At 63.9% G+C, this 18,897-nt stretch carries 13 protein-coding genes; 11 read left to right on the forward strand and 2 right to left on the reverse strand.

The window, feature by feature from the left end; genetic code table 11:
* Window positions 1–21: 21 nt before the first annotated feature.
* The 9 genes from NKH70_RS09075 to amaB all read left to right on the forward strand — a co-directional run bounded on the left by NKH70_RS09075 (window position 22) and on the right by amaB (window position 15,478).
* On the forward strand, window positions 22–2,334 hold the full coding sequence (locus tag NKH70_RS09075; protein ID WP_352912611.1) for a Tex family protein: 2,313 nt from the start codon (window positions 22–24) through the stop codon (window positions 2,332–2,334).
* Between the two features lie 239 nt (window positions 2,335–2,573).
* Complete coding sequence (locus tag NKH70_RS09080) at window positions 2,574–3,764, forward strand: acyl-CoA dehydrogenase (RefSeq protein WP_352664437.1); 1,191 nt, start codon at window positions 2,574–2,576, stop codon at window positions 3,762–3,764.
* 380 nt (window positions 3,765–4,144) lie between these two features.
* Window positions 4,145–7,516, forward strand: a complete 3,372-nt coding sequence (locus NKH70_RS09085; RefSeq protein WP_352912610.1) for a transglutaminase family protein — start codon at window positions 4,145–4,147, stop codon at window positions 7,514–7,516.
* A gap of 6 nt (window positions 7,517–7,522) precedes the next feature.
* Complete coding sequence (locus tag NKH70_RS09090) at window positions 7,523–9,934, forward strand: circularly permuted type 2 ATP-grasp protein (protein ID WP_352713410.1); 2,412 nt, start codon at window positions 7,523–7,525, stop codon at window positions 9,932–9,934.
* Between the two features lie 7 nt (window positions 9,935–9,941).
* Window positions 9,942–10,826, forward strand: a complete 885-nt coding sequence (locus tag NKH70_RS09095) for a transglutaminase family protein (RefSeq protein ID WP_352448166.1) — start codon at window positions 9,942–9,944, stop codon at window positions 10,824–10,826.
* A 118-nt stretch (window positions 10,827–10,944) separates the two neighbouring features.
* Complete coding sequence (locus NKH70_RS09100; protein WP_352713408.1) at window positions 10,945–12,063, forward strand: DNA topoisomerase IB; 1,119 nt, start codon at window positions 10,945–10,947, stop codon at window positions 12,061–12,063.
* Window positions 12,064–12,148: 85 nt separating this feature from the next.
* Window positions 12,149–12,523: a YciI family protein gene (locus tag NKH70_RS09105; RefSeq protein ID WP_292663532.1), complete on the forward strand. Its 375-nt coding sequence runs from the start codon at window positions 12,149–12,151 to the stop codon at window positions 12,521–12,523.
* Window positions 12,520–13,782 (forward strand): RNA polymerase sigma factor, encoded by a 1,263-nt coding sequence (locus NKH70_RS09110; RefSeq protein ID WP_352713407.1) that lies wholly within the window; start codon window positions 12,520–12,522, stop codon window positions 13,780–13,782. Before NKH70_RS09105 ends, NKH70_RS09110 begins: the two co-directional genes overlap by 4 nt.
* Window positions 13,783–13,966: 184 nt before the next feature.
* Window positions 13,967–15,478, forward strand: coding sequence for an L-piperidine-6-carboxylate dehydrogenase (gene amaB / locus NKH70_RS09115; RefSeq protein ID WP_353025123.1), 1,512 nt, complete (start codon window positions 13,967–13,969; stop codon window positions 15,476–15,478).
* Between the two features lie 59 nt (window positions 15,479–15,537).
* Here the strand turns inward: amaB and NKH70_RS09120 are convergent, their stop codons facing one another.
* Window positions 15,538–16,401, reverse strand: coding sequence for a hypothetical protein (locus NKH70_RS09120; protein ID WP_353015134.1), 864 nt, complete (start codon window positions 16,399–16,401; stop codon window positions 15,538–15,540).
* Between the two features lie 721 nt (window positions 16,402–17,122).
* On the opposite strand from NKH70_RS09120, the gene NKH70_RS09125 reads away from it, so the two are divergent.
* A complete protein-coding gene (locus tag NKH70_RS09125) occupies window positions 17,123–17,935 on the forward strand; it encodes a nucleotidyltransferase family protein (RefSeq protein WP_352713400.1) in 813 nt (270 codons plus the stop codon).
* Window positions 17,928–18,680, forward strand: coding sequence for a metallophosphoesterase family protein (locus NKH70_RS09130; protein ID WP_352713397.1), 753 nt, complete (start codon window positions 17,928–17,930; stop codon window positions 18,678–18,680). The genes NKH70_RS09125 and NKH70_RS09130 overlap by 8 nt, the downstream gene beginning before the upstream one ends.
* On the opposite strand, the gene NKH70_RS09135 is transcribed toward NKH70_RS09130, so the two are convergent.
* Window positions 18,677–18,847, reverse strand: coding sequence for a hypothetical protein (locus tag NKH70_RS09135; protein WP_352713396.1), 171 nt, complete (start codon window positions 18,845–18,847; stop codon window positions 18,677–18,679). The genes NKH70_RS09130 and NKH70_RS09135 overlap by 4 nt on opposite strands.
* Between the last annotated feature and the right edge of the window lie 50 nt (window positions 18,848–18,897).

Below are 18,897 nucleotides of genomic sequence, written 5' to 3' on the forward strand. Positions count from 1 at the left end.
TCGACCAACGACAGGTACGACATGGCATCCGACATCAAGCGCATCGCAACCATCATAGCCGCCGAGATCGGCGCGCGGCCCGAACAGGCTGCGGCGGCGATCGGCTTGCTCGACGACGGCGCGACGGTGCCGTTCGTGGCGCGCTACCGCAAGGAGGTCACCGGCGGCCTCGACGACACGCAGCTGCGCGACCTTGCCGAGCGGCTCGCCTATCTGCGCGAGCTCGACGCGCGCCGCGACACCATCCTCGGTTCGATCCGCGAGCAGGGCAAGCTGACCGAAGAGCTCGAGGCAAAGATCGCTGCGGCCGCTACCAAGGCCGAACTCGAAGACATCTACCTGCCTTACAAGCCGAAGCGCCGGACCAAGGCCGAGATCGCACGCGAGCGCGGGCTGGGCCCGCTGGCGGAAGCCATTCTCGCCGACCGTACGGCCGTACCCGCCGAGCTGGCGCTGGCCTACATCAGCGAAGACGTCGTCGATACCAAGGCGGCGCTCGAGGGAGCGCGCGATATCCTGTCCGAACAGTTCGCCGAGAATGCCGACCTAGTCGGCAAGTTGCGGACCTATATGAAGGAACGCGCCTTCCTGCGCTCGCGCGTCGTCGATGGCAAGCAGGAGGCGGGCGCGAAATTTTCCGACTATTTCGACCATGTCGAGCGCTGGGCCAACGTGCCCAGCCATCGCGCGCTGGCCATGCTGCGCGGCCGCAACGAGGAGGTGCTGTCGCTCGAGATCGAGGTCGATGCGGACGATGTGTCACCGGTGAAACCGGTCGAGCGGATGATCGCCGATACCTACGCCATCGGCCGCCAGTTGCCGGGAGACCGCTGGCTGATGGAAGTAGCCGGCTGGACCTGGCGCATAAAGCTGTCGCTTCACCTGACGCTCGATCTGATGCGCGATCTGCGCGAGCGGGCCGAGGAGGAGGCAATCCACGTCTTCGCCCGCAATCTCAAGGATTTGCTGCTTGCCGCGCCTGCCGGCTCGCGGCCGACGATGGGGCTCGATCCGGGCATTCGCACCGGCGTCAAGGTCGCGGTGGTGGACGGCACCGGCAAGGTTCTGGCGACGACAACCGTCTATCCGTTTCCGCCGAAGAACGATGTCCGCGGCACGCAGGCCGAACTGGCCAAGCTCATCCGGCTGCACAACGTCGAGCTGATTTCGATCGGCAACGGCACTGGCAGCCGCGAGACCGAAAGGCTGGTGGCCGACATGCTGGGTGACATGCCTGCCGGGTCCGGACCGAAGCCGCTCAAGGTGATCGTCAGCGAGGCCGGCGCCTCGGTCTATTCCGCCTCGGCAACGGCGGCGGCGGAATTTCCCGGCCTCGACGTGTCGCTGCGCGGGGCGGTGTCGATCGCCCGGCGCCTGCAGGATCCGCTCGCCGAACTTGTCAAGATCGAGCCGAAATCGATAGGCGTCGGCCAGTACCAGCACGATGTCGATCAGTACCGCCTCGGCCGCTCGCTGGAAGCGGTGGTCGAGGATGCGGTCAATGCCGTCGGCGTCGATCTCAACACGGCGTCGGCGCCGCTTCTGGCGCGGGTTTCGGGTCTCGGCGCATCGCTGGCCGAGGCGATCGTTGCGCATCGCGACGCCTCCGGCCCGTTCGCCAGCCGCCGCGAACTGTTGAAGGTCTCCCGCCTTGGACCCCGCGCGTTCGAGCAATGCGCCGGCTTCCTGCGCATTCCGAACGGCAGCGAACCCCTCGACGCCTCGGCCGTGCATCCGGAAGCCTATGGCGTGGCCAAGAAGATCGTTGCGGCCTGCGGGCGCGACGTTCGCTCGCTGATGGGCGACAGCGCCGCACTCAAGGCGCTCGATCCGCGCGTCTTCGTCGACGAGCGCTTCGGCCTGCCGACGGTGCGCGACATCCTGGCGGAGCTGGAAAAGCCCGGCCGCGATCCGCGCCCCGGCTTCAAGACCGCGACCTTTGCCGACGGCGTCGACGATATCAAGGATCTGAAGCCCGGCATGCGGCTTGAAGGCACCGTCACCAATGTCGCGGCCTTCGGCGCCTTCGTCGATATTGGCGTGCACCAGGACGGATTGGTGCACGTCTCGCAACTGGCCGACCGTTTCATCAAGGACGCGCACGAGGTGGTCAAGGCCGGCGACGTGGTCAAGGTGCGTGTCGTCGACGTCGATTTCAAGCGCAAGCGCATTGGCCTGTCGATGCGCAAGGACGGTGACGGTGGCGCACCGAAGCCGCGCGACAATGGCAGCAGGCCGGTGCCGCGTGTGCCGGCGCCCCAACGCCAGCCGGAGCGGCCGGCGCAGCAGGGCGCTTTCGGCGCCGCTTTGGCCGATGCGTTGAAGCGGAAGTAATTTCGCGAGCCGGGCTGCGCCAGGTCAGACGGCGGCGCTCGATATTGATGATCCATCACCAATGCTCATGCATCGGCGAAGCTATTTCGTTTGATTTTTTCAGGACGGGAGCCGATAAGCCGCGCGTTTCAAGATTTCTGTTTCGATGCATGTCGTTATCTCCAAGCTGCCAAACACCGTCGGGTCAGGCCCGCGGGCAAGCTTTGGGCCACATGCATGAGTTTGGGAGACCGAGAGCCATGGCCGCCGATAAGAACGCATTCGTCTGGGATGATCCTTTCCTGATCGAGGACCAGCTTTCGGAGGACGAGCGCATGGTGCGCGATGGCGCCGCGGCGTTTGCCGCCGACAAGCTCGCTCCGAAGATCGAGGAAGCCTATCTCGAAGAGAAGACCGACGCCGGCATCTTCCGCGAGATGGGCGAGGCCGGTCTGCTCGGCATCACCATCCCCGAGGAATATGGCGGGCTCGGCGCCAACTACGTCACCTACGGGCTGGTCGCGCGCGAGGTCGAACGCGTCGATTCCGGCTATCGCTCGATGATGAGCGTGCAGTCGTCGCTGGTAATGTATCCGATCCATGCCTATGGCTCGGAAGAGCAGCGCAAAAAATACCTGCCGAAGCTGGCGTCGGGCGAATGGATCGGCTGCTTTGGCCTGACCGAGCCGGATGCCGGTTCCGACCCGGGCGGCATGAAGACGCGGGCCGAAAAGACTGCGAACGGCTACAGGATCTCCGGTTCGAAGATGTGGATTTCCAACGCGCCGATCGCCGACGTGTTCGTCGTCTGGGCAAAGTCGGCCGCGCATGACAACGAGATTCGCGGCTTTGTCCTGGAAAAGGGCATGAACGGGCTGTCGGCGCCGAAGATCGGCGGCAAGCTGTCGCTGCGAGCCTCGATCACCGGCGAAGTGGTAATGGAAGGCGTCGAGGTCGGCGAGGACGCGCTGCTGCCCAACGTCTCGGGCCTGAAAGGACCGTTCGGCTGCCTCAACCGGGCGCGCTACGGCATTTCGTGGGGAGCGATGGGCGCGGCTGAGGATTGCTGGCACCGCGCCCGCCAATATGGCCTCGACCGCAAGCAGTTCGGCAAGCCGCTGGCCGGCACGCAGCTTTTCCAGAAGAAGCTCGCCGACATGCAGACCGAGATCGCGCTGGGCTTGCAGGGCAGCCTGCGCGTCGGGCGGCTGATGGATGAAGGCAAGATGGCGCCGGAGATGATCTCGCTCGTCAAGCGCAACAATTGCGGCAAGGCGCTCGACATCGCCCGCCAGGCCCGCGACATGCATGGCGGCAATGGCATCCAGATCGGTTATCACGTCATGCGCCACGCCCAGAACCTGGAGACCGTCAACACCTACGAGGGCACGCATGATGTGCATGCGCTGATCCTCGGACGGGCGCAGACCGGGTTGCAGGCGTTCTTTTAGCATTGGCAGGTCTCCTCCGCTTCCAGGGCGCCACTGCTTGGCATCTCCCTTCGCAAAGCGGGAGATCGCAACTTTTGCCGCGGTGCCACATTTTGTTCTTGCTTTGTGCCGGCAGCTATGCTACTAATCTCACTATGGTGCTAATTAGCGCCAACGACCCGCCCACCGAGGCGGGTTTTTCTTTTCAGCTTCTTTTCGACCAAGCATCGCGCGTGCTGCCGATACCGCCACGCTGCGGAATCCCAGGGTCGGCGCTCCGTTTCGTGAAGCTGTGAAAGCTGCTTAATTTAGGTGCAGCGCAACATCTCTGCTTGGAGAATGGTCAGCATTCGTGTCAGGGTTCAGCGAACTCCTTTTGAAACGCCGACTTCAGGGGCACCATGGCAATTCTGGCAGCCGTCTATCACCTGACCCACTACAAATACGACCGGCCGGTCGTATTGGGCCCGCAAGTCATAAGGTTGCAGCCTGCGCCGCATTCCCGCACGAAAGTGCTCAGCCATTCGCTGAAGGTCGGGCCGGCAAATCACTTCGTCAATTTGCAGCAGGACCCCTACGGCAATTTCCTTGCCCGCTTCGTCTTCCCCGAACCGGTGACGGAACTGAAGATCGAGGTCGATCTCGTTGCCGACATGACGGTCTACAATCCGTTCGATTTCTTCGTCGAGCCCTCGGCCGAGACGTTTCCGTTCGAATACCCCGAAGAGATCAGGGACGATCTGACCATCTACCGAACGCCGGAACCGGCGGGGCCGCTGTTGGAGGCATTCCTGAAAACCCTCGACCGCAGCCCGACCAATACCGTCAATTTTGTCGTCGACCTCAATGCGCGGCTGCAGCGCGAGATCGCCTATATCGTGCGCATGGAAACCGGCGTCTTCTCGCCCGAGGAAACGCTGGCCGCGGGCAAGGGGTCGTGCCGCGATTCGAGCTGGCTCCTGGTGCAGATATTGAGGAACCTCGGCATCGCCGCGCGTTTCGTCTCCGGTTATCTGATCCAGCTCAAACCCGACCTCGTCGCGCTCGACGGGCCGCCTGGCACGGCGACCGATTTCACCGATCTTCATGCCTGGTGCGAGGTGTATCTGCCGGGCGCCGGCTGGATCGGCTTCGACCCGACCTCCGGCCTGCTCACCGGCGAAAGCCATGTGCCGCTCGCGGCAACGCCGCATTTCCGCAATGCCGCGCCGATCTCCGGCATGGCGAGCTTCGCCAATGTCGAATTCGGCTTCGACATGCGGGTCGATCGCATCGCCGAACATCCGCGCATCACCAAGCCGTTCTCCGACGAGAGCTGGCAGGCGCTCGATGCGCTCGGCAACCAAGTCGATGCCGCGCTCCAGGCCGGCGACGTGCGGCTGACCATGGGCGGCGAGCCGACATTCGTCTCGATCGACGATTTCGAGGCTGCCGAGTGGAACACCGCGGCCGTCGGGCCGACCAAGCGGGAAAAGGCCGATGCGCTGATCCGCCGGCTGCGCGAACGCTTCGCGCCGGGCGGCTTCCTACATTACGGGCAGGGCAAATGGTACCCCGGCGAAAGCCTGCCGCGCTGGACGTTCTCGCTCTACTGGCGCACCGATGGCGAGCCGGTGTGGAGCGACCCGTCGCTGATCGCGCATGAAAAGAGCGAGGCGGATGTCGGACCAAAGCAGGCCGAGAGCCTGCTGACCGCGATTGCCGACGAACTCGGCATCGACAAGATGATGGTCAGCGAAGCCTATGAGGATCCGGCCGAATGGCTGCTCAAGGAAGGCAAGCTGCCGGACAACGTCGATCCTTCCAATTCGAAGCTGGAGGACCCGGAGGAGCGCAGCCGCATGGCGCGGGTGTTCGAACGCGGGCTGACCAAGCCGTCGGGCTATGTGCTGCCGGTCCAGCGCTGGAACAGCCAGGCTTCCGGACCGCGCTGGCGCTCGGAGAAATGGAAGACGCGCCGCGGCAGGCTGTTCCTGGTGCCCGGCGATTCGCCGGTCGGCTACCGCCTGCCGCTCGGCACGCTGCCTTATGTGCCGCCGGCGCAGTTCCCCTATATCGTGCCGGTCGATCCATCGCTGCCGCGCGGACCATTGCCGGCGCGTGAGGCGATCTTGCCCGGTGCTGCTTCTTCGCCTGCTCCGGCCGAACTGGAAGGCGCCGACGAGATGGCGCGCCGCCAGCAGGCGGTATCCTTCACGGCCGTTACAGGCCAGCAAGACCGCGTCGAACAGGAGATCACCGAGATCGGCGGCGCCGTGCGCACGGCACTTTCGGTCGAGCCGCGCGACGGACGGCTTTGTGTGTTCATGCCGCCGGTCGAGGCGCTGGAGGATTATCTCGAACTGGTCGCGGCGGCGGAGAATGCGGCAAGGGCGATCGGACTGCCGGTGCACATCGAGGGCTACGGCCCGCCGCACGATCCGCGCCTCAATGTCATCCGTGTCGCACCCGATCCCGGCGTCATCGAGGTCAATATCCACCCCGCCGCGAATTGGCAGGATTGCGTGGCGACGACCACGGCGATCTACGAAGAGGCGCGGCAGACGCGGCTTGGCGCCGACAAGTTCATGATCGACGGCCGCCACACCGGCACCGGCGGCGGCAACCACGTCGTCGTCGGCGGTGCCACGCCCAATGATAGCCCGTTCCTGCGCCGCCCCGACCTGTTGAAAAGCCTGGTGCTGCAATGGCAGCGGCATCCGTCGCTGTCCTATCTGTTCTCCGGCCTGTTCATCGGCCCGACCAGCCAGGCGCCGCGCTTCGACGAGGCGCGCCATGATTCGCTCTTCGAACTCGAGATCGCGATGGCGCAGGTGCCGCATCCGGATAAGGGCGCGGTACCCCTGCCGTGGCTGGTCGACCGTCTGTTCCGCAACCTTCTGACCGACGTGACGGGCAATACGCATCGCTCGGAAATCTGCATCGACAAATTGTTTTCGCCGGACGGGCCGACCGGCCGGCTGGGGCTGGTCGAATTCCGCGGCTTCGAGATGCCGCCCAATGCGCGCATGAGCCTGGCGCAGCAATTGCTTGTCCGCGCCATCATTGCCCGGGCCTGGAAGAACCCGCTCGACGGCCGTTTCGTGCGGTGGGGCACCTCGCTGCACGACCGTTTCATGCTGCCGCATTATGTCTGGGCGGATTTTCTCGATGTGCTGGACGACCTCAAGCTGAACGGCTTTGCATTCCGTCCGGAATGGTTCGACGCGCAGCTCGAATTCCGCTTCCCGTTCTGCGGCGAGGTCCAGCATGCCGGTATCAAGCTGGAGCTCAGGCAGGCGCTGGAGCCGTGGCATGTGATGGGCGAGCAAGGCGCGATCGGCGGCACCGTGCGCTTTGTCGATTCCTCCGTCGAGCGGCTGCAGGTGAAGACCGAGGGACTCAACCCGGAGCGTCACGCCGTCGTCTGCAACGGCCGCCTGGTGCCGATGAAGGTGACCGACAACCGCGAGATCGCTGTGGCCGGCGTGCGCTTCAAGGCCTGGCAGCCGGCGTCGGGCCTACATCCGGCGCTACCGGTCAACACGCCGCTGGTCTTCGATATCTATGACCGCTGGTCGGGCCGCGCGGTCGGCGGCTGCGTATACCATGTGGCACACCCCGGCGGGCGCAGCTACGACACGTTCCCGGTCAACGGCAATGAAGCGGAGGCGCGGCGGCTCGCCCGCTTCGAGCCGCGTGGCCATACGCCGTCCAGCTATGTGCTGCGCAACGAAGAAGCCTCTGAAGATTTCCCGATGACCCTTGACCTTCGGCGGCCGCAAAGACTCTGATCAACAATGGCGAAGGGGAATCACAAAAGGCTGCGCAGCAAGCCGCAAACCCACAGTCTGCTGGAGCACTACCAGCCGATCGACGGCGTCGTCGACGAGATGGTCGATGCGTCGGGCAATCCGCGGCCGGCCTGGCGGCACTTCATCGAGGCACTGGAGGACCTGGGGCCGGAAAAACTTGCCCAGCGCTTTGCCCGCGCCGACCAGTACCTGCGCGATGCCGGCGTCTATTACCGCGTCTATGACAAGGCCGGCGCCAATGAGCGAGAATGGCCGCTGGCGCATGTGCCGCTGCTGATCGAGGAGCAGGAATGGGCTGACATCAGCGCCGGCCTGGTCCAGCGTGCCGATCTGTTCGAAGAGACCATCGCCGACATTTATGGACCGAACCGGCTGGTCGAGAAAGGCATTCTGCCGGCCGGATTGATCGCGGCCAGTCCCGAATATTTGCGGCCGGTCGTCGGAACCAGGCCGGCCAGCGGCCATTTCCTGCACTTCTGCGCCTTCGAGCTCGGCCGTGGCCCGGATGGCCGCTGGTGGGTGCTTGGCGACCGCACACAAGCGCCGTCGGGCGCCGGCTTTGCGCTGGAAAACCGCGTCGCCACCACAAGGGCGCTGTCCGACATTTACGGCGAGATGCATGTGCACCGCCTGGCCGGTTTCTTCCGCCGTTTCCGCGATGCGCTGATCGGCATGGCCAAGCAAGCCGGCGGCCGTGTCGCCATCCTGACGCCGGGACCGCTGAACGAAACCTATTACGAACATGCCTACATCGCCCGTTATCTCGGCATCATGCTGCTCGAGGGCGAGGACCTGACCGTCTCCGGCGGCAGGCTGATGGTGCGCACGGTTTCGGGGCTGATGCCGGTCAGCGTCTTGTGGCGACGACTCGACGCCGCCTTCGCCGATCCGCTCGAACTGCGGCCGGACTCGCAGATCGGCACGCCGGGGCTGGTCGAAGCGGTCCGGCAAGGGGCGGTTTCGGCCGTCAATGCACTGGGCTCCGGCCTGATGGAGACCCGCGCGCTGCTCGCCTTCCTGCCGAAGATTTCGCGCGCCCTGCGCAATGAGGAGCTGCTGCTGCCGACCGTCGCGACATGGTGGTGTGGGCAGGAGACGGAGCGCGAGCATGTGCTCGCCAATATCGACCGCATGGTGATCGGCCCGGCATTGTCGACACGGCTTGCCTTCGAGGACGACGGCTCGACCAAGCTCGGGTCAGCGCTGTCGGTCGAGGAACGGGCCGCGCTCGTCGCCCGGATCGAACAGGACGGCGGCGACTTCGTCGGCCAGGAAGCGGTGACGCTATCGACCACCCCGGTCTATGTCGGCGGCTGGCTGGAGCCGCGGCCGGCAAGCCTGCGCGTCTATCTGGCGCGGACGCCGGAAGGCTGGACGGTGATGCCGGGCGGTTTTGCTCGTGTCGGCTTTTCGCTCGACCCGACGGCCATCGCCATGCAGCGCGGCGGCCAGGCGGCGGATGTGTGGGTGGTCAGCGACAGGCCGGTCGAGCGCGAGACGCTGCTGCCGCAGGAGCACGACAGCTTCACCCGAACCTTGCCGGGCAGCCTGCCCAGCCGCGCGGCTGAGAACCTGACATGGCTCGGCCGCTATATCGAGCGGTCGGAAGACACGGTGCGCATCCTGCGCGCCTACCATGTGCGGCTGGCCGAGACATCCGATCCCGAGATGCCGCTGCTCGCCGATATCAGGGACTATCTCGCGCCGTTCGGCATCGACGTCGAGACGGCAATCCCATTGGGGCTCATCGGCACCCTGGACAGCGCCGTCTACAGTGCCGGACAGATCCGCGACCGCTTCTCGCCCGATGGCTGGCTGGCATTGAAAGATCTGTCGAAGACCATCCATCAATTTGCCGCGACAGTGGCGCCGGGCGACGACGCGACAAGGGCAATGACGGTCATCCTGCGCAAGCTGGCCGGGTTTTCCGGCCTGCTGCACGAGAACATGTACCGCTTTGCCGGCTGGCGTTTCCTGGAAATCGGCCGCAGGCTCGAACGCGGCATCCAGATCGCCCGCACGCTCGCCCGGCTGACCAGAGCCCAGGCGCCGGAAGGCGCGCTCGACATGATGCTGGAGATCGGCGACAGCGTCATGACCCACCGTCGGCAATATCCGGTGCAGGCGGGACGGCGCACGGTGGTCGACCTTCTGGCGCTCGATCCGCTCAACCCGCGCTCAATCCTTTTTCAGCTCGAACGGCTGAAGGCCGAAATCGCGCTGCTGCCCGCTGTCGGCGCTGAAGGCCATATGTCGCCCGCGGCCAAGGAAATCCTGCAGCTCAACACGTCGATTGCCATCAAGGAGCCTTCGGACATGACTGCCAAGGCCCTCGGCGATCTCGCCAATGAAATCGGCGGGCTCTACAACAGCCTCTCCAAAGCCTATTTCGGGTAGAGACGGCATGCTCTACGACATCAGGCTTCACCTGCGTTACGACTATGATGCGGCGGCCGGCGGCGGCCGCCATCAGGTCCGCGTGCTGCCGCCGACCATCCCTGGCGTGCAGCGCGTCATCGCCGCTTCTCTGTCGTTTGTGCCGGCGCCCAGCGAACGCTCCGACTTTTCCGACTTTTTCGGCAACAGTGTCACCTCGATCGCCTTTCGTGACGCGCATGATGCGCTCGACATCAGGATGAGCGCGCGTGTTTCAGTGTCGCGGCCGGAGCCCGGGCTCGACGTATCGCCGGACATACGCCGGCTGAGGGAAGAACTCGGCGCAGTGCACTCGCTGGCGCCGGCTTCGCCGCATCACTTTCTGGCCGCCAGCGATCATGCCGGCATCGATGCGGCAATCACTGCCTATGCGAAAGGCAGTGCCGGCAGTTCGACAGTCGGCACGGCCATGGCTCTGTGCAACCGCATTCACCGCGATTTCACCTATGACGGCGAGGCGACCACCGTGCAGACGCGGGCCAGCGACGCCTTCGGCCTGAAGCGCGGCGTCTGCCAGGATTTTTCCCACATCATGATCGCCGGCCTGCGCGGCCTCGGCATCCCTGCAGGCTATGTCAGCGGGTTCCTGCGCACCATTCCGCCGCGCGGGAAGCCGCGGCTCGAAGGCGCCGACGCCATGCACGCCTGGGTCAAGGTGTGGTGCGGGCGCGATGCCGGCTGGCAGGAATTCGATCCGACCAATGGCATGCGGGCAAGCAACGACCATATCACGGTAGGCTATGGCCGCGACTACTCCGATGTGGCGCCGATCGTCGGCGTGCTGAAAACCACTGGTGGACAGGTCGGCGAGCAAGCGGTCGACGTCATTCCGGTCGTGCTCGAAAAGGCGTGAGAATGCACCTCTTCATTGCACGGCGGTGTCGATAGGCTGTCCTGGAACCAAGAGATCAAGAGGCGGTGGAACCCGCAGCCGGCAAGCGGCTTATCTACGGAAATTCCGTGGAGAGGACATGCTGGACAAATCCGGGTCGTCGTCTGGCCGATCGGCTGTGAGGAAAGCTGCACCAAAGAACGGGGTGCCGCAGAACGGAGCGCTGGAGAACGGCGCGCAAGCCTCGGCCGTTCGGGCCTCGCTCAACTATGTCACCGACACTGAACCCGGTATTCGCCGGCTGCGTTCGGGCAAGGGGTTCTCGTACAAAGGACCCGACGGGCCGATTGTCGACGGGGAGGCGCTGGCACGCATCAAGGCGCTTGCCATTCCACCGGCCTGGACGGATGTGTGGATCTCGCCGGATGCCGACGGTCACATCCAGGCGACCGGTCGGGACCAGCGCGGCCGCAAACAATACCGCTATCATCCGCAATGGGCAGAGGAGCGCGACGGGGTCAAATATTCGAGCCTCATCGCCTTCGCCGAAAGCCTGCCCGAATTGCGACGGAAGATCGACGCCGATCTGCGTCGTCACGGCCTGCCGCTGGAGCGCGTCGTGGCGGCCATCGTCTGGCTGCTCGACAACACAATGATCCGTGTCGGCAATGCCGCCTATGCCCGCGACAACAAGAGTTTTGGACTGACCACGCTGCGTGACCGCCATGTCGACATCAAGGGCTCGAGCCTGCGTTTCGCCTTCACCGGCAAATCCGGCAAGGAATGGAGATTGAAGCTTGTCGATCGCCGGATCGCCAAGATCGTGCGTGGAGCGCAGGACCTGCCGGGACAGAAGTTGTTCCAGTATCTCGACGAGGATGGAAACAGGCGTCCGGTGCGCTCAGACGACGTCAACCGCTATATCAGGGATAACGCCGGGGCGGAGTTCAGCTCCAAGCACTTCCGAACCTGGGGCGGCACCATTCATGCGGCGTCGCTGTTTGCGCAAACCGAACGTCCGGAAAGCCAGGCGCAGCAAAAGCGGGTGATGAACAATGTCATCGACAAGGTTGCCGAGCGGCTTGGCAACACACGCGCGGTTTGTCGCCAATGCTACATCCATCCGGAAGTCTTCCGCGCCTGGTCCGAAGGACGGCTGCTCGACGAAATGGCGGATGCCAACAAAGGGAAACGGTCGATCGCCGGGCTCGACGACGAGGAAGCCTTGGTCTTGAGATGGCTGAAGGCGAGGGAATGACGCCGGACCGGAGCGTATTTTTTTGTCGACGCCATGTCGGCATCGGTCCTAGTGTTTCGTCCTTTGATAAAGAAAAGGACGACCCATGCTCTACGCGATCCTCTGCTATGCCTCTGAAGATGTCGTTTGCTCCTGGAGCAAGGAGCAGGACGATGCCGTCATGGAAAAGCTTATCGGCGTGCAGGAAAAATATGCCCAGGCCGGCCGGCTTGGCCCGGTGGCGCGGCTCTTGCCGACGACCGCGGCGACGACGCTGAGGAAGGTCAAGGGCGAATCGATCGTCATCGACGGGCCGTTTGCCGAAACCAAGGAACAGTTCCTCGGCTTCTACACGCTCGAATGCGCCGACCTCGATGAGGCCGTCGACTTCGCGCGCGAGCTTTCCGAGGTCAACCCGAGCGGCGGCTCCTACGAAATCCGGCCGGTCTCGCTCTTCAATCCCGCCAAGGTTTCCGCATGACCGAACTCGCCTGGATCAGCACGGCAATCAGCACCGCTCGCCCGCAGGCGATGGGGGCATTGCTGCGCTACTTCCGCGACCTCGACGCGGCGGAGGAAGCATTCCAGGACGCCTGCCTGAGGGCACTGAACAACTGGCCGAAAAACGGTCCTCCGCGCGATCCGGCAGCCTGGCTGATCTTCGTCGGCCGCAACAGCGGCATCGATGCGGTGCGCAAGCGCGCCAAGCAGGCGCCGCTGCCGGAAGAGGATCAGATCTCCGATCTGGAAGATGCCGAGAGCGACGTCGCCGAGCGGCTGGACGGGGCGCATTACCGCGACGATATTTTGCGGCTGCTGTTTATCTGCTGCCATCCCGACCTGCCGGCGACACAGCAGATCGCGGTGGCGTTGCGCATCGTCTCCGGCCTGGCGGTCAAGCAGATCGCCCGCGCCTTCCTCGTCGGTGAAAGCGCCATGGAGCAACGTATCACGCGCGCCAAGGCGCGTATCGCCGACGCCGGGGTGCCGTTCGAGACGCCGGGAGCGGTCGAGCGCTCCGAACGGCTCGCCGCCGTCGCCGCCATGGTCTACTTGATCTTCAACGAAGGCTATTCCAGCAACAGCGGCGAGGCTTCGGCGCGTGCGCCGCTTTGCGAAGAGGCGATCCGGCTGGCCCGCCTGCTGCTCAGGCTATTCCAGACCGAGCCGGAGATCATGGGGCTGACCGCGCTGTTGCTGCTGCAGCATGCACGCTCGCCGGCTCGCTTCGACGAGAACGGCGAGATCGTGCTGCTCGAAGACCAGGACCGCAGCCTGTGGAGCCGCAAGATGATCGATGAAGGCCTGGCGCTGGTCGATAAGGCGTTGCGCCATCGCAAGCCCGGTCCCTACCAGGTGCAAGCGGCGATCGCCGCACTGCATGCGCGGGCGGAAAAGCCCGAGGATACGGACTGGAACGAGATCGACCTGCTCTACGGCCTGCTCGAGCAGATGCAGCCGTCGCCGGTGGTGACGCTCAACCGCGCCGTCGCGGTCTCCAAGGTGCGTGGACCGGAAGCCGCACTCGCCATGATCGAGCCGCTGGAGGGAAGGCTTTCCGGCTATTTCCATTTCTTCGGCCTCAAGGGCGGACTGCTGATGCAGCTTGGCCGCGGCGAGGAGGCACGCGTCGCTTTCGACCGCGCCATCGCGCTTGCCAATACGGCCGCAGAGGCAGCGCATATCCGCATGCATATCGACCGGCTGATGAAAGAAGGCGCTAAGCAAACGGCGCATTGATCCGACGCCTCCGCCTGGTTCAACGGTCTGACCTTTGCTTAGACCATGCCGGGGTGGCGATTTTTCCCTGAAACGCGTAATGCCACGCCATGACAGCGCCTGGTGTGCCGACCGGCAGGGAGCGGGTATGGCGCAAGGCTTGGACCGACGCCATATGAGCGACGGGATCTGGAAAGGGATGAAAATGACGATTGCGAAGGAAACGGCCGGGCTTCTGGCGAAACTGGGCGTTGCCGAGGGCGCGCTTACGGGCGGCGACCTCATCGTGCGCAGCCCGGTGACCGGCGAGCAGATCGCCGCGCTGAAGACCATCTCGCCGGCTGATGCGGCAACGACCATCGACAATGCCCACAAGGCTTTCCTGGCGTGGCGGCAGGTGCCAGCTCCCAAGCGTGGAGAGCTGGTGCGGCTGCTCGGCGAGGAATTGCGCACACACAAGACCGAGCTTGGCCGGTTGGTGTCGATCGAAGTCGGCAAGATCCCGTCCGAGGGTCTAGGCGAAGTGCAGGAGATGATCGACATCTGCGATTTCGCCGTCGGTCTTTCCCGGCAATTGTACGGCCTGACCATCGCCACCGAGCGTCCCGGCCATCGCATGATGGAAACCTGGCATCCGCTCGGCGTCGTCGGCGTGATCTCGGCCTTCAACTTTCCGGTGGCGGTATGGTCGTGGAACGCGGCACTTGCGCTGGTCTGCGGCGACGCGGTGGTGTGGAAGCCGTCCGAGAAGACACCGCTGACGGCGCTCGCCTGCGAAGCGATCTTCAAGCGCGCAGCAGAACGTTTCGGCGATGCGCCGAAGGGGCTGGCGCCGGTTCTGATCGGCGATCGCGCCGTCGGCGAGATCCTGGTCGATCATCCCAGGGTGCCGCTGGTATCGGCCACCGGCTCGACGTGCATGGGCAGGGACGTCGGCCCACGGCTGGCGAAGCGCTTTGCCCGTGCCGTGCTGGAGCTCGGCGGCAACAATGCCGGCATCGTCTGCCCGACGGCCGACCTCGCCATGGCGCTCCGCGCCATTGCCTTCGGCGCCATGGGCACGGCCGGCCAGCGCTGCACGACGCTAAGGCGCCTTTTCGTGCATGAGAGTGTCTACGACCAGCTCGTTCCGCGCCTGAAGAAAGCTTATGAAAGCGTCTCGGTCGGCAATCCGCTGGAGACAAGCGCTCTGGTCGGCCCGCTGATCGATAAGGCTGCCTACGGGAATATGCAGAAGGCGCTGGAGGAGGCGGCTTCGCATGGTGGTAAGATAACCGGCGGAATACGGGTCGAGAACGGCCATCCCGAGGCCTACTATGTGCGTCCGGCGCTGGTCGAAATGCCGCGGCAGGTTTCGCCAGTGACGGAGGAGACCTTCGCGCCGATCCTCTATGTGATGAAATATTCGGACTTCGACGCCGTGCTTGACGAGCACAATGCGGTGGGAGCGGGGCTGTCGTCGTCGATCTTTACCCGCGACCTGCAGGAATCCGAGCGCTTCCTCGGCGTCGACGGGTCGGACTGCGGTATCGCCAATGTCAATATAGGCACGTCGGGGGCAGAGATCGGTGGTGCCTTCGGGGGCGAGAAGGAGACCGGCGGCGGCCGCGAGAGCGGCTCCGACGCTTGGAAGGCCTATATGCGGCGCGCCACCAATACGGTGAATTATTCCAAGGCGCTGCCGCTTGCGCAGGGCGTGTCGTTCGACATCGATTGAAATGCCAGACCTCCGTCGCGGCGGCGCCAAGGCTGCCACGACGGCGTTCGGCTCGCGGTTCAGCTGCCGTCGGAAGCTACAACACAATTGTCGAAGGCTGTATCGATGATGGCGAGCTTGACCGCCTGGGCGGTCATGTATTCCTGATAGAACTCGCTCGACACCCACATGACCGAATGACCGCGCTGGCCCAGCCAGCCGATGCTGCCGAGTTCCTCGGCATCGCGCAATTTGCGTGACAGGTGGGTCCGGGAGAGCTTGAGCCAGTTCGCGAAATCTCCGATTGAGACGACACCGGTCGGAATTCGGTCCAGGTCGGCATGATCGGGATCGACGCCGGACATCAGCCAATCCATGACGATGCCGCCATTGTCGAGCCAGGTGAACAAGGAAAAAGTCTGTCTTGGCTCGCGCACGGCATGCGACGAAAGCAGTCCGTCGGCCACCAGTGGCTGCAGTTTGGCGAGTACGTCCGGTTGTGCGACGAATGCAGCCAGTCGAGATCCACCGTCCAGGCTGTCCAGCGTTTTCAGATGGGCCATGACCCAGCCGGCAACCGTCTCCAGAGTGCCCGCGGTCGGCTCAAAGGGGCGGATGCGCCCATATTTAATCGGCAGATGCCGGATGAAACCGTAATGCAGCATCTCCTTCAGGAAGGCATCGGCGGTGTTGCGGCTGGCCACCGAATGCCGGCAGATGCCGTCCATGAACCGTGTAGACGTAAGTCCCTTGCGATGATCGTCCGGCTCTCGATCGAAATACAAGGCAAGGCCGATATGGGCCATCAGCCAGCGTTGTTGCGTGGCGAATACGGAAGCCAGCCGCGGGTTCGCTTCATAGGTCTGGAGCAGCGTCCGCGACTGAGCCTGGACATGGCGACGCAATGCCGGATGGCCGGCAATGTCTTCAGAAACCAGCGCCATCCCCGCCGAGCCCAACCAAATTTGCAACTGGAAATGCCGGTAACAATTTCAGCCTTCGCGGGCCGTGTCCAGAGCCGGCGCATCAGGATACGAGCTGAATCCCGCCGGCTAGTAGCTGAATTCCGTGACTTGGTCGCCGAGGACCCTGATCTCGCGAGCGCTGATCTTGCCGCACGAGGCTAGCCTGCTCGAACCCACAAATGGTGGCTTCGCCTGGCCAGCCCGTGCTACCGTCGATGGCGATGCGGAACCAACACAAGTTTTGCTCGTTGAAGAACGCTGATTGGACTGAGACAGTAAGGAACTACAAATGGAGAATGGCCTTCTTGCCACGCCGCCTGCAGCTTTCCGGCAAACAGAGTCGGTCTGGCCACGAGCGCTCAAGTGGCTGTTGCGCCGGGTGCGCAGTGCCTCCGACAGCTCGGGAACCATGTTGAAGCCAATCCTTTCCGAACCCGGGGACGATAGCGGGCCTACTTCGCCTCGACGCGCTTGAGGCTGACCGCGCTGCTATCTTGACGTCAAAAATGACCGCTCACATATCTCTTTATGGCTGCCGCCGCAGCCGACAGCCATGACCGCTTCGAAGGCCTGTCACGGCGGCGTGTCCGCCTGATGCAGCAGGCGAGAGCGGCCGTGGCACGCAGCGGCGGGAACCATCGGGCGTGCTTGGCTATTAGATACAGGCGGCTGCTGGTCTGCCGGGCCAGGAGCCATTGCTATGATCATCAATCCCCCACCGGAAAGCGCCATCCCGGCATCCGTTCCGTCGGTCGATCCAAAAGCCGCCCCGACGCTTCGCAATGCCGAAGCGGAGGTCTTTTATATCGAAGCGATCCGCGAACTTGTCGCGACCGGCATCCCCTTTCTTGTCGCCGGCACCTATGCCGTAAGCGCCTATACCGGGATCATCCGCCTGACCAAGGATCTCGACATTTTCTGCAAGGCCGGCGACTGCCCGCGCATCCTCGCCCATTTCAAGCGGATCGGCTACGCCGTCGTGGTCGAGGACGACCGGTGGCTGGGCAAAGTGTTCAAGGGGACGCATTTTTTCGACGTCATTTTCGCCTCAATGAACGGCACAATGCCGGTCGACGACCAGTGGCTGGAGCACGCCCGTCAGGGCGAATTGCTGGGCAGCCAGGTGCGGATCATCGGTCCCACCGAGCTTGTCTGGTCCAAATGTTTCATCCAGGACCGCGGCCGCCACGATGGCGCCGACGTTTCGCACACCATCCTCAAGACGCACGACCAGATCGACTGGCAAAGGCTGCTTTCCTACATGGAAGTTCATTGGGAAGTTCTGCTGATGCATCTCTTGAACTTCCGATGGATCTATCCGTCGGAGCGGGGCCGCGTACCCGCTTGGCTGCTCGACGAGCTGCTTGACCGGCTGGCCAAGCAGCGCGAATTGCCACCTTCCCGGATGAAAATCTGCCGTGGGCGCATGCTTTCACGAACCGACTATGAGATCGACGTCAAGGACTGGGGCTTTGCCGACGTCGGCGGTGAAGGAGAACATAGCAATGGCTGACGAGCTCGAAACTGCTCCGGCAAAGGCGGAAAGCGGCAGCGCACTCAAAGTCGCCGCCATTGGCGATCTGCATGTCGGCAAGGAAGACCAGGCCTCGTACCGCGATCTTTTCGGCGAGATGTCGCGTGAAGCCCAGGTTCTCGTGCTGACGGGCGACCTTACCAATCTCGGCAAGCCTCGGGAGGCCGAAATCCTTGCCGAGGAACTGCGTGCTTGCACGATCCCGGTCGTCGCCGTACTTGGCAACCACGACTATGAGTCAGGCGCCGTCGCCCAGGTCACCGACATTCTGCGCCAGGCGGGCGTTCACCTGCTCGACGGCGAGGCGACAGAGATTCACGAGGTCGGGTTCGTTGGGGTCAAGGGTTTCGTTGGCGGTTTTGGATCGCGCATGCTCGGCTCCTTCGGCGAACCAGCGATCAAGTCAATGGTGGCGGAAAGCGTGAACGAAGCGATGCGGCTTGAAAACGCAATGCGGCAGGTCCGCGCCAAACGCACGCTTGTCGTTCTGCACTACGCGCCTGTCATCGAGACGGTCGAAGGCGAGCCGCTGGAGATATTCCCGTTTCTCGGTTCGTCACGCCTGGCCGAGACAATAGACCGGTTCCAGGTCAGCGCGGTGGTGCATGGTCATGCGCATCGCGGCGCCTATGAGGGCCGCACGCCGGGCGGGGCGCCGGTCTATAACGTTGCCATGCATGTCGCCAAGCCGACCGGCCGCCCCTACGCCATGCTCGAAATCTAATAGGTGTTGAACGCCCGCTTTGGCGGAATATCGTTTTCATCCGGATTGGGAATGGGGTCCTCGTCGGGAAGCCTGTCGGGGTCCGGCTCACGCACGGGCTTGGGATCTGGGATGGGAGGCGGTGGCACCGGGGTCGGTGTCGGCTCGGGTGTGGGAACAGTGGCCATCGTAATCATCTCCTCTTGGCGCAGAACAACGCAACGGGTCGGCTGGTTCC

Origin of the sequence: Mesorhizobium sp. M0991, assembly GCF_040318915.1 — a bacterium.
GTDB lineage: Bacteria > Pseudomonadota > Alphaproteobacteria > Rhizobiales > Rhizobiaceae > Mesorhizobium.

Coding starts and splice junctions, on each gene's coding strand:
- NKH70_RS09075 (WP_352912611.1), top strand. CDS start 22: ATGGCATCCGACATCAAGCGCATCGCAACCATCATAGCCGCCGAGATC.
- NKH70_RS09080 (WP_352664437.1), top strand. CDS start 2,574: ATGGCCGCCGATAAGAACGCATTCGTCTGGGATGATCCTTTCCTGATC.
- NKH70_RS09085 (WP_352912610.1), top strand. CDS start 4,145: ATGGCAATTCTGGCAGCCGTCTATCACCTGACCCACTACAAATACGAC.
- NKH70_RS09090 (WP_352713410.1), top strand. CDS start 7,523: ATGGCGAAGGGGAATCACAAAAGGCTGCGCAGCAAGCCGCAAACCCAC.
- NKH70_RS09095 (WP_352448166.1), top strand. CDS start 9,942: ATGCTCTACGACATCAGGCTTCACCTGCGTTACGACTATGATGCGGCG.
- NKH70_RS09100 (WP_352713408.1), top strand. CDS start 10,945: ATGCTGGACAAATCCGGGTCGTCGTCTGGCCGATCGGCTGTGAGGAAA.
- NKH70_RS09105 (WP_292663532.1), top strand. CDS start 12,149: ATGCTCTACGCGATCCTCTGCTATGCCTCTGAAGATGTCGTTTGCTCC.
- NKH70_RS09110 (WP_352713407.1), top strand. CDS start 12,520: ATGACCGAACTCGCCTGGATCAGCACGGCAATCAGCACCGCTCGCCCG.
- amaB (WP_353025123.1), top strand. CDS start 13,967: ATGACGATTGCGAAGGAAACGGCCGGGCTTCTGGCGAAACTGGGCGTT.
- NKH70_RS09120 (WP_353015134.1), bottom strand. CDS start 16,401: ATGGCGCTGGTTTCTGAAGACATTGCCGGCCATCCGGCATTGCGTCGC.
- NKH70_RS09125 (WP_352713400.1), top strand. CDS start 17,123: ATGATCATCAATCCCCCACCGGAAAGCGCCATCCCGGCATCCGTTCCG.
- NKH70_RS09130 (WP_352713397.1), top strand. CDS start 17,928: ATGGCTGACGAGCTCGAAACTGCTCCGGCAAAGGCGGAAAGCGGCAGC.
- NKH70_RS09135 (WP_352713396.1), bottom strand. CDS start 18,847: ATGGCCACTGTTCCCACACCCGAGCCGACACCGACCCCGGTGCCACCG.